The organism is Ilumatobacter sp. (genome assembly GCF_041688325.1).
Taxonomy (GTDB): Bacteria; Actinomycetota; Acidimicrobiia; order Acidimicrobiales; family Ilumatobacteraceae; genus Ilumatobacter_A.
In genome coordinates this window covers 1-9,323 of the sequence record NZ_JBDNIJ010000149.1, presented here as the reverse complement: position 1 = coordinate 9,323, position 9,323 = coordinate 1, and the positions used below count along the sequence as shown (strand labels likewise).

Sequence of the window (9,323 nt, the reverse complement as noted above, 5' to 3'; positions counted from 1 at the left end):
TCAGGAACTGGAAGTCCTGATCCGGCGCGCCCCGTCGCAATGGCACCTGTTCCAACCCAACTGGCCCAGCGACCCCGGCTACGAACATCACCCCAGATAGAGCGCCGCTCGGAGCGTGGGCCATCAGGCCTCGCCGTACCCGGCCGGGACGAGCAGCCCACGTCCGCTCTGACCGGGCAGGCTCGTCAGATGTCGGAATGGTGGGCCTCAGTCAGCTAGACATGCCGCGGTGAGGAGCACCGACGACACCGATGCTGGCGATGCGCCGCTGATGCGCATCGGGATCGTGTGCCCGTACAGCCTCACCATCCCGGGCGGCGTGCAGATGCAGGTGCTGGCGCTCGCCAGAGAGTTGCGGGCCCGGGGGCACGAGGCACGAGTGCTCGGCCCCTGCGATGGGCCGCCACCCGAGAGCTTCGTCACTCCGCTCGGCAACTCATTGCGGCTCGCGGCCAACGGTTCGATCGCTCCGCTCGCGCCCGACCCGCCAGCGGCATTGCGCACGATGCGTGCACTCACCGACGAGGCCTTCGACGTCATCCACGTCCACGAACCGTTGGCGCCAGGGCCGACGCTCACATCAGTCCTGTTCCATCCTGCGCCGATCGTTGCGACGTTCCACGCGGCAGGTTCGTCGACCAGCTACCGACTCTTGAACCGCGCGCTCAGCCGGATCATCAAGCGCATCGACCACAAAGTCGTCGTGTCAAAAGACGCCCTCGCACTGGTGCAGTCGCACCTCGGCGGCGACTACGAGGTGTTGTTCAACGGCGTCAACATCAAAGAGATGCAAGCGTTCGAGCCGCACCAGTACGACCGACCCAGCGTTTTCTTCTGCGGGCGTCACGAAGATCGCAAGGGTCTGCGGGTCCTGATCGATGCATTCGAGCAACTCGGAGACGACGTCGACCTGTGGATTGCGGGGGAGGGGCCAGACACTGCAGCGCTCCAAGCCCGAACCAAAGGAGAACCCCGTATCCACTGGCTTGGTCGTGTCACGGACGAGGACAAGATTGCCCGGCTCCGTGGCGCCGACGTGTTCTGTGCGCCTTCACTCGGTGGCGAATCGTTCGGCGTTGTACTCATCGAATCAATGGCAGCCGGGACGACCGTGGTCGCCAGCGCATTGGACGGATACCGAAATGTCGCCACTCACGAGCAGGACGCGCTGCTCGTCGAACCAGGTGACGCGGGAGCACTGGCGGCTTCCATCCAGCGCGCGCTCGACGACGACGATTTGACCGAGCGCCTCCGAGCGAACGGATCACTTCGGGCACTCGACTTCTCGATGTCGACGCTGGTCGATCACTACATCAGGATCTACCGCGACCTGATTGCCTGACCGTCTGAGAGCGGTTGGTCTTGGGGAATGGCCGGTGGGGAATCCCACTTCCGGCGCATCGATCGGTCGTACACTGCGCGCATGGTCATCCTTGTCATCGTCATCGTCACCGCTGTCTTGGTCCTTGCGTTGGTGATCGGTGCCTACAACGGGCTGATTCGTCGTCGCAATCAAATCGAGAACGCTTGGTCCCAGATCGATGTGCAGCTCAAGCGACGCCTCGATTTGATCCCCAACCTCGTCGACACTGTCAAGGGCTACGCCGCGCACGAGCGTGAGACTCTCGAAGGGGTGATTAGCGCCAGGAATGCAGCGATCGCCGCACCCGATACCCCTGATGGCCAAGCCGGCGCCAACAACATGCTGACTGGTGCGCTCGGAAAGCTCTTCGCACTTGGTGAGGCGTACCCCGACCTGAAGGCCAACCAGAACTTCCTGCAACTGCAAGAAGAACTGACCGCGACCGAAGGCCGTGTCGCCTATTCCCGACAGTTCTACAACGACAGCGTGCTCGATTACAACAACAAGCTCGAGCAGTTCCCGACCGTGTTCTTTGCCAAGGCAATGAAGTTCGATCGTCGTGAGTATTTCCAGGCCGAAGAGGCCGCCCGGACAGTTCCGTCCATCGAGTTCTGATCAGTCGACTGCAGTACATCACCTCATGTTTGAACTGATTCGATCGAACAAACGCCGCAGCGTCGCGCTCGTCGCGTGCTTCATGCTCTTCATCGCGCTCATCGGCGCCGCCATTGGCGCGCTCGTCGGCAATGGCATTGCCTTCACACTCGTTGCGCTGGCCTTCAGCGCCAGTGTTGCCTTCTACTCGTACTGGCGAGCCGACAAAATCGCGCTGAAAATCAGCCGAGCCGAGCCGGCCTCGGAAATCGAATACCAAAGGCTCCACAACATCGTCGAGGGGCTCTGTATCGCTGCAGGCCTGCCGAAGCCTGGCGTGTATGTCATCCACGACCCGGCACCGAACGCCTTCGCAACAGGCCGCAACCCTGAACACGCCGCGATCGCAGTAACGAGCGGTCTCCTCGAAAAGCTCAATCGCGTCGAACTCGAGGGAGTCGTCGCACACGAACTCGGCCACATCAAGAACTACGACATCCTCGTTTCGACGCTCGCGGTCACGATGGTCGGAGCGGTCGCCCTCCTCGCCGATGGAGCCATTCGCCTGATGTGGTGGAACGGTGGGCGTGTGTCACGTTCCGGAGACCGCTCAAACGGTACGAACCCGCTGGCCTTCGCTGGTTTCGCTCTGCTGATCCTGTCGCCGCTGATCGCCAAAGCCATGCAGGCTGCGATCTCGCGGCGCCGCGAGACGCTTGCCGACGTCACAGCGTGTCAGCTGACTCGGTATCCGCCGGGCCTGATCTCGGCGCTGGAAAAGCTGAAGGAAGACACCACAGTGACGCACAGCGCTTCAATGGCTACGGCACACTTGTGGATCGAGCAGCCGATGAGCGGAGTCGGGGACAATGGCAAGCTCGGTGGTATCCACAAAATGTTCGACACGCACCCGCCGCTTGACGAACGAATAGCACTCCTGAGAGAACTCTGATGACCAACTCGAAGTATCTGGCCGGCGCCGCGGCGCTGGCCCTCGTTGCCGTCGCATGTAGCGGCGGAAGCTCCCCTGAAGTCGCGATCACCACGGTGACGAGCACGACGAATGCTGTCTTAGAAACAACGACCACGAGCACCATGCCATCAGGTACCACGAGCACCATGCCGGTGCCCAGCACCACGCTTGCTCCAGACGTGTTGCGTCAGCCGCTGACTGGTGTGCCCGTTGCGAGCGAAGCCGACATCCCCGATCGGCCCGCACTGGCCGTCAAGATCGACAACGCCCCGCCCGCCCGCCGCAACCACTCCGGCCTCGCCATTGCCGATGTCGTCTTTGAAGAAAAGGTCGAGGGCAGCCTCACTCGCTTCGCCGCGGTGTTCCACTCCCAGGATGCCGACCCGGTCGGCCCGATCCGATCGGGCCGCGAACAGGATGTCAACCTCCTGAGTTCGCTGAACGAACCGCTCTTCGGTTGGAGTGGCGGCAACCAGGGCGTCACGCGACTGATCCGGTCTTCGTTCCTCGTCGACGTCGGCGCACCTTCGAACCCCGGCAGCTACTACCGAGGCCCGGGAAGTGCTCCGCACAACCTCTACTCCGACACGGCGTCCCTCTTCGCGTTGACGCCGGAAGATTCTCCCGGTGCACCGACCCGCCAGTTTGAGTTCCTCGACGACGGCAAGGTTTTTGCGGGCGACGTCGCCAAGAGAGTGTCGTTCGCGATTGGCAGTATCGACATCGTGTGGGACTGGAACGCCAACGAAGGGCGCTACGAGCGTACGCAAGAGGGCGAGAAGCATGTCGACAAGACCTACGGTCAGATCGGCGCACAGAACGTCATTGTGCTCGCCGTCGACTACCGCCAGAGTTCCATCGATTCGAATGCTCCCGAGGCAGTCACGCTGGGCGAAGGTCAAGCGTCCGTGTTCAGTAATGGTGAGGTCATCACCGGGCGCTGGCAGAAAGAGCTCGCGGTCTACAACTTCGTCCTGACTGACGACAACGGAAATCCAATCAAGCTGACGCCTGGTCAGACCTGGATCGAACTCGTCGAAGTGGGTTCGCCAGGCGACCAGGCCGACATCACGATCGAATAGTTACGCCGCTGCAGGGGCGTTCTCACACGGGTACCAGCGATACCCCGGAGAATGCGACAAACGATCAGGCACGAATCGGCCCAGTGAAAGTACGCTGGTCTCCATGAGCGCTGAGAACACTGGAACATTCCCCGTCAAGCGGGGCTTGGCAGAAATGATGAAGGGCGGCGTCATCATGGACGTCGTCAATCCTGAGCAGGCCAAGATCGCTGAAGATGCTGGTGCAGTTGCCGTGATGGCACTCGAGCGCGTGCCAGCCGACATCCGTCGCGACGGCGGCGTCGCCCGCATGTCTGACCCCGAGATGATCATCGGTATCCAGGAGGTCTGCTCGATCCCAGTTATGGCCAAGGCGCGCATTGGACATTTCGTCGAGGCACAAATTCTCCAGTCGCTCGGCGTTGACTTCATTGACGAATCCGAAGTACTCACCCCGGCCGACGAGGCCTACCACATCGACAAGATGGCCTTCGACGTGCCGTTCGTGTGCGGCGCCACCAACCTCGGCGAGGCGCTCCGGCGCATCTCCGAAGGCGCAGCGATGATCCGCTCGAAGGGCGAAGCCGGCACCGGCAACGTCGTCGAAGCCGTGCGTCACCTTCGATCGATCATCGGCGACATGAAGCGCATCACACAGGCCGACGAAGCCGAACTTTTTGGTTGGGCCAAGCAGCTGCAGGCGCCGCTGTCGCTGATTCAAGAGATCGCCAAAACCGGCAAGCTGCCCGTTCCCCTGTTTTGTGCTGGTGGCCTCGCCACCCCGGCAGACGCTGCACTCGCCATGCAGTTGGGTGCCGACGCAGTGTTCGTCGGTTCGGGCATCTTCAAGTCCGACAACCCGTCGCCGCGTGCCAAGGCGATCGTCGAAGCGACGACGCACTACATGGATGCTGACATCCTTGCCAAGGTTAGCCGTGGCATCGGTGCCCCGATGACTGGCATCGGCATGGACGAGATCAGCGTCAAGTACGCCGAACGCGGTTGGTAGCAGGCCCCGTCGTCGGCGTCCTCGCTTTGCAGGGCGCCTTCACAACGCACCAGCAAAGGCTCATGGCACTTGGTGTTCATGCGCCACTCGTCAAAACACCCCAGCAACTCGCTGGTATTGACGCGCTTGTCCTGCCCGGTGGCGAGAGCACGACGATGTCGATGTTGCTCGACACGAGCGGGCTGCGCGATCCGATCGGCGAGCGGCTGGCCGACGGCATGGGGGTCTTCGGCACATGCGCCGGAATGATTCTGTGCGCGACCGAGGTACTCGACGGCCGACCTGACCAGCGAGGCTTCTCGTTGATCGACATGACAGTCCGCCGCAACGGCTACGGCCGCCAGCTCGACAGCTTCGAGACTGATATCGCTGTCGACGGGCTGACGAACGGCTTCCATGCAGTGTTCATCCGAGCTCCGTACGTCGAGCGAGTCGGTCCCGATGTCGAAGTGCTCGCCGTTCACAACGACATTCCCGTTCTCGCCCGCAGCGGACGTTGTACGGTGGCATCGTTCCATCCCGAACTCACGGATGACACTCGACTACACGAAGCGTTCATCACAACGTTGTGACGACCGAACAACAAAACGACACCTGACGATCAACCCGCCGAGTCCATCGCTCTGGCAGAGAGAGAACCGACATGTCCGGCCATTCCAAATGGGCAACGATCAAGCACAAAAAGGGCGCCACTGACGCCAAGCGCGGCAAGCTCTTCAACAAGCTGGCCCGCCAGATCGAAGTCGCAGCCAAGGGCGGCGGTGACGTGGATATGAATCCCACGTTGCGTACTGCGGTCCAAAAGGCCAAGGGCGCGCAGATGACGAACGACGCGATCGATCGTGCGATCAAGCGTGGAACGGGCGATGCCGACGGCGCCGCGTACGAGAGCATCATGTACGAGGGCTACGCGCCCGGTGGTGTTGCGCTGATGATCGACGTGCTGACCGACAACCGCAACCGGTCAGGGGCCGACATCCGCCAAATCTTTAGCAAGCTCGGCGGTTCCATGGCCGAACCAGGCGCAGTTGGTTGGCAGTTTTCCCGTAAGGGCGTCATCATCATTGAAGGTGAAGGCGTCGACGAAGACGAACTGATGATGGCGGCACTCGAAGCCGGTGCCGAAGATATGACGCGTTCTGGCGACGACTTCCAGGTCGTCTCTGATCCGTCGCCGGTGTTCGACATCAAGGCGAGCCTCGAAGCTGCTGGTTTCACTGTGCAGTCGGCCGACTCACCGATGTTGGCCGAGAATCTCGTCGAAGTCACCGACGTGAAAGACGCGAAGGGCATCCTCTCAGTGATGGAGGCGCTCGAAGACAACGACGACGTGCAAGACGTCTTCTCAAACTTCGACATGAGCGATGAACTCATGGAGCAGGCCGCAGAATGATCTGTCGTCTGGACGTGTCGTCGTGAGCATCTCTGTCGGCGACACAGCACCCGATTTCACCCTGCCCGGCACTGGTGGCCAGGACTACTCGCTCATCGACTTTGCCGGCCAGCCGGTGGTCCTCGTCTTCTATCCGGGTGACGACACGCCCGTGTGCACGAAGCAGCTCAACAGCTACAACAGAGACATCAAGCAATTCACTGAGATGAACGCGCAAGTCATTGGAATCTCGGCGCAAGACGTGTCGAGCCACGAAGGCTTCGCCAACAAGCACGGCTTCACGTTCCCGCTGCTGGCCGATGTTGACAAGGACGTTGCCGGTCTGTACGGCACGCTTGGACCTATTGGGTTTCCGCGGCGCAGCGTGTTCATCATCGACAGCACTGGAATTGTTCGCTATGCCCACCGGGCAATAGCTGGGCTCACGTTCCGGCCGGTCAAAGAACTCGTTGCGGAACTCGAGAAGCTTTCTCGCTGATTTCGCAAATTTCGCTGATCGCTCACCGTTCCCAAACGGGTCGGTGTCGCGGGTGCAGCCGAGGTCTTCGAGGATCACCTGATCTGATCGGTCGACCGACTAGAGTACGAACCTGTGTTCGCCAATAGCGTCGACGCCGTACGCGGCGTGACTTCACGTGTCCTTGGGATCGACCCGGGTCTGACCCGTTGCGGCTTCGCCGTGATTGATGGTCGCGGCCCCAATGCTGCCGTTGCGGTGTCGATGGGGGTCATTCGGACGTCGCCGTCCGATCCGCTGCCGCAGCGGCTCGGTGAGCTGCGTACCGAGTTCACGGCCCTGATCGCTGAGTTCCAACCCGATGTTGTTGCGGTTGAGCAGGTGTTCTTTCAGAACAACGTGCGCACCGCAATGAGCGTCGGCCAGGCAAGTGGCCTCGCCCTCGCCGAGGCGGCGCTTGCGGGGTGTGAAGTGCTGCAGTACACGCCCAATCAGGTCAAAGATGCCGTTGCCGGATGGGGCGGTGCCGGGAAGGAACAGGTGCAGAGAATGGTGCAACAGCGGCTCAGGCTGTCGTCGTTGCCGCAGCCGGCCGATGCTGCTGACGCAGCCGCCATCGCGCTCTGCCACCTGGCTATGTCGCCAATCGGGCGTCAAGTTCGTCATCTCAACGGTGACAGCGTCCGCAGTCGTAAGAACCTGCCGCCGGTCGGAGGTGTTCGATGATCGGTTCGTTACGCGGCGAAATACTCGAACGCAATCTCGACGGCACCGTGCTGCTTGAGGTAGCCGGTATTGGCTACATCGTGACCGTCTCGCAACGGGTGATCCCCGAACTCGAGCCAGGCAGCACCACATTTCTGCGGATTCATCACCATATTCGTGAAGATACGCAGACGCTCTTCGGATTCACATCGAAAGAAGACAAGGCAACGTTCCAGGTGCTCCTTGCAACGCACGGTGTCGGCCCAGCAATGGCGATGTCAATCTTGGCCACACACCCCGCTGCGTCGCTGATCGACATCGTGGCGACCAACGACATCGCAGCGCTCCAACTGGTCCCCAAAGTCGGCAAGAAGACTGCCGAACGGCTCATTGTCGAACTCAAGAATCGCTTGTCCCTCGACATCCTCGACGGCGGCTCCACGGTTGCCAGCGGCGGCGGGTCGAGTGTCGCCGATGTGCGCGAAGCGCTGGCTGGCCTGGGTTACGGCACCGAAGAGATCCGTGAGGTGCTCCGTGAACTTCCGAGTGGTGCCGACTCTGCCACCCTGTTGCGTGACGCGCTGAAGACGCTGTCGAAGAACTGACGAACCAAGGTGTGCTCTCATGCGTGACGAATTCCTCGACCCCGGCGTCGGGCACTCGGAAAATGTCGACGAGGAAGAACTTGAAGCCGGTATTCGGCCCCGTGCGCTCGACGAGTTTGTTGGCCAGGGTGAACTCAAAGAACACCTGAAGATCGTCATGGAGGCTGCTCGCCGTCGCGCGCAAGCCGTTGACCACCTCTTGTTCGCTGGCCCGCCCGGCCTTGGCAAAACCACGTTGGCCAGCATCGTCGCCACCGAAATGGGCACCCAGATCCACGTCACGTCAGGCCCTGCGCTCGAACGTGCCGGTGACCTGGCAGCAATCTTGACGAAGCTCGAAGACGGCGACGTGCTGTTCATCGACGAGATCCACCGACTCAGCCGTGCCGTCGAAGAGATTCTCTATCCGGCGATGGAAGATTTCCAGCTCGACATCGTCGTCGGTAAGGGCCCAGCAGCATCGAGTATTCGGCTCACGATGCCGCCATTCACGCTCGTGGGTGCCACCACCCGGACCGGCATGATCACCGGTCCGCTGCGCGACCGGTTCGGCCTCGTTGCCCGGCTCGACTACTACGACCACGTCGAACTGCAGGCAATCGTCGAACGCGCTGCCGGCATCTTCGAGATCGAAATCGATTCCAAGGGGGCGTTTGAGATCGCCCGCCGCTCCCGCGGCACACCGCGTATTGCCAACCGCCTACTGCGCCGTGTTCGTGACTTCGCCGAGGTGCGTGCCGACGGGGTGATCACCGCCGAAGTGGCCGAGGCTGGCTTGAAGCTGTTCGGCGTCGACAACCGCGGCCTCGACAAGGTCGACAGGGCGCTACTCACTGCGCTCTGCGGTCAATTCACCGGCGGGCCCGTTGGCTTGTCCACCCTGGCAATCAGCATCGGCGAGCAGCCCGAGACCGTCGAAGACGTGTACGAGCCGTTCCTCATCACGCAGGGGATGATCGCCCGCACCCCTCGTGGCCGCGTCGCACTCGCCGCCGCATACGACCACATCGGTATCGCCGCACCCCCCAAAGTCACCAACGGCTCCCTCTTCAGTTGACTCGGTCCAGAACGTCCGATCCCGGCGTCACCCCTCACCGCTCGTTGGCGGAGGCCAACTCGGGTCCATGCTTCCTTGGCCTCGAACGTTCTGATCCCGAGTCAAT

The 9,323-nt window shown here is 61.7% G+C and carries 11 protein-coding genes; all 11 read left to right on the top strand.

Annotation, left to right across the window (positions count from 1 at the left end; translation table 11 throughout):
* Positions 1-229 precede the first annotated feature (229 nt).
* The 11 genes from ACH2EI_RS09795 (at position 230) to ruvB (ending at position 9,217) form a co-directional block, all read left to right on the top strand.
* The gene (locus tag ACH2EI_RS09795; protein ID WP_395159850.1) at positions 230-1,342 is read left to right on the top strand and encodes a glycosyltransferase family 4 protein; all 1,113 of its coding nucleotides are present in this window, start codon (positions 230-232) and stop codon (positions 1,340-1,342) included.
* Positions 1,343-1,423: 81 nt separating this feature from the next.
* Positions 1,424-1,978, top strand: coding sequence for a LemA family protein (locus ACH2EI_RS09790; RefSeq protein WP_395151785.1), 555 nt, complete (start codon positions 1,424-1,426; stop codon positions 1,976-1,978).
* A 25-nt stretch (positions 1,979-2,003) separates the two neighbouring features.
* The gene (locus ACH2EI_RS09785) at positions 2,004-2,909 is read left to right on the top strand and encodes a M48 family metallopeptidase (RefSeq protein ID WP_395151783.1); all 906 of its coding nucleotides are present in this window, start codon (positions 2,004-2,006) and stop codon (positions 2,907-2,909) included.
* Complete coding sequence (locus ACH2EI_RS09780) at positions 2,909-4,012, top strand: DUF3048 domain-containing protein (RefSeq protein ID WP_395151781.1); 1,104 nt, start codon at positions 2,909-2,911, stop codon at positions 4,010-4,012. The genes ACH2EI_RS09785 and ACH2EI_RS09780 overlap by 1 nt, the downstream gene beginning before the upstream one ends.
* 103 nt (positions 4,013-4,115) lie before the next feature.
* Positions 4,116-5,000 carry a pyridoxal 5'-phosphate synthase lyase subunit PdxS gene (gene pdxS / locus ACH2EI_RS09775; RefSeq protein ID WP_395151779.1) on the top strand — a complete coding sequence of 295 codons (885 nt, stop codon included), beginning with the start codon at positions 4,116-4,118 and terminating at the stop codon, positions 4,998-5,000.
* Complete coding sequence (pdxT, locus tag ACH2EI_RS09770; RefSeq protein ID WP_395151777.1) at positions 4,994-5,572, top strand: pyridoxal 5'-phosphate synthase glutaminase subunit PdxT; 579 nt, start codon at positions 4,994-4,996, stop codon at positions 5,570-5,572. Before pdxS ends, pdxT begins: the two co-directional genes overlap by 7 nt.
* A gap of 71 nt (positions 5,573-5,643) precedes the next feature.
* A complete protein-coding gene (locus ACH2EI_RS09765; RefSeq protein ID WP_395151775.1) occupies positions 5,644-6,393 on the top strand; it encodes a YebC/PmpR family DNA-binding transcriptional regulator in 750 nt (249 codons plus the stop codon).
* A gap of 22 nt (positions 6,394-6,415) precedes the next feature.
* On the top strand, positions 6,416-6,871 hold the full coding sequence (locus ACH2EI_RS09760) for a peroxiredoxin (protein WP_395151773.1): 456 nt from the start codon (positions 6,416-6,418) through the stop codon (positions 6,869-6,871).
* Positions 6,872-6,985: 114 nt separating this feature from the next.
* The gene (gene ruvC, locus ACH2EI_RS09755; protein ID WP_395151771.1) at positions 6,986-7,576 is read left to right on the top strand and encodes a crossover junction endodeoxyribonuclease RuvC; all 591 of its coding nucleotides are present in this window, start codon (positions 6,986-6,988) and stop codon (positions 7,574-7,576) included.
* Positions 7,573-8,160: a Holliday junction branch migration protein RuvA gene (gene ruvA / locus ACH2EI_RS09750; RefSeq protein ID WP_395151769.1), complete on the top strand. Its 588-nt coding sequence runs from the start codon at positions 7,573-7,575 to the stop codon at positions 8,158-8,160. Before ruvC ends, ruvA begins: the two co-directional genes overlap by 4 nt.
* Before the next feature lie 19 nt (positions 8,161-8,179).
* Positions 8,180-9,217: a Holliday junction branch migration DNA helicase RuvB gene (gene ruvB, locus ACH2EI_RS09745; RefSeq protein ID WP_395159848.1), complete on the top strand. Its 1,038-nt coding sequence runs from the start codon at positions 8,180-8,182 to the stop codon at positions 9,215-9,217.
* The last annotated feature ends 106 nt before the right edge of the window (positions 9,218-9,323 follow it).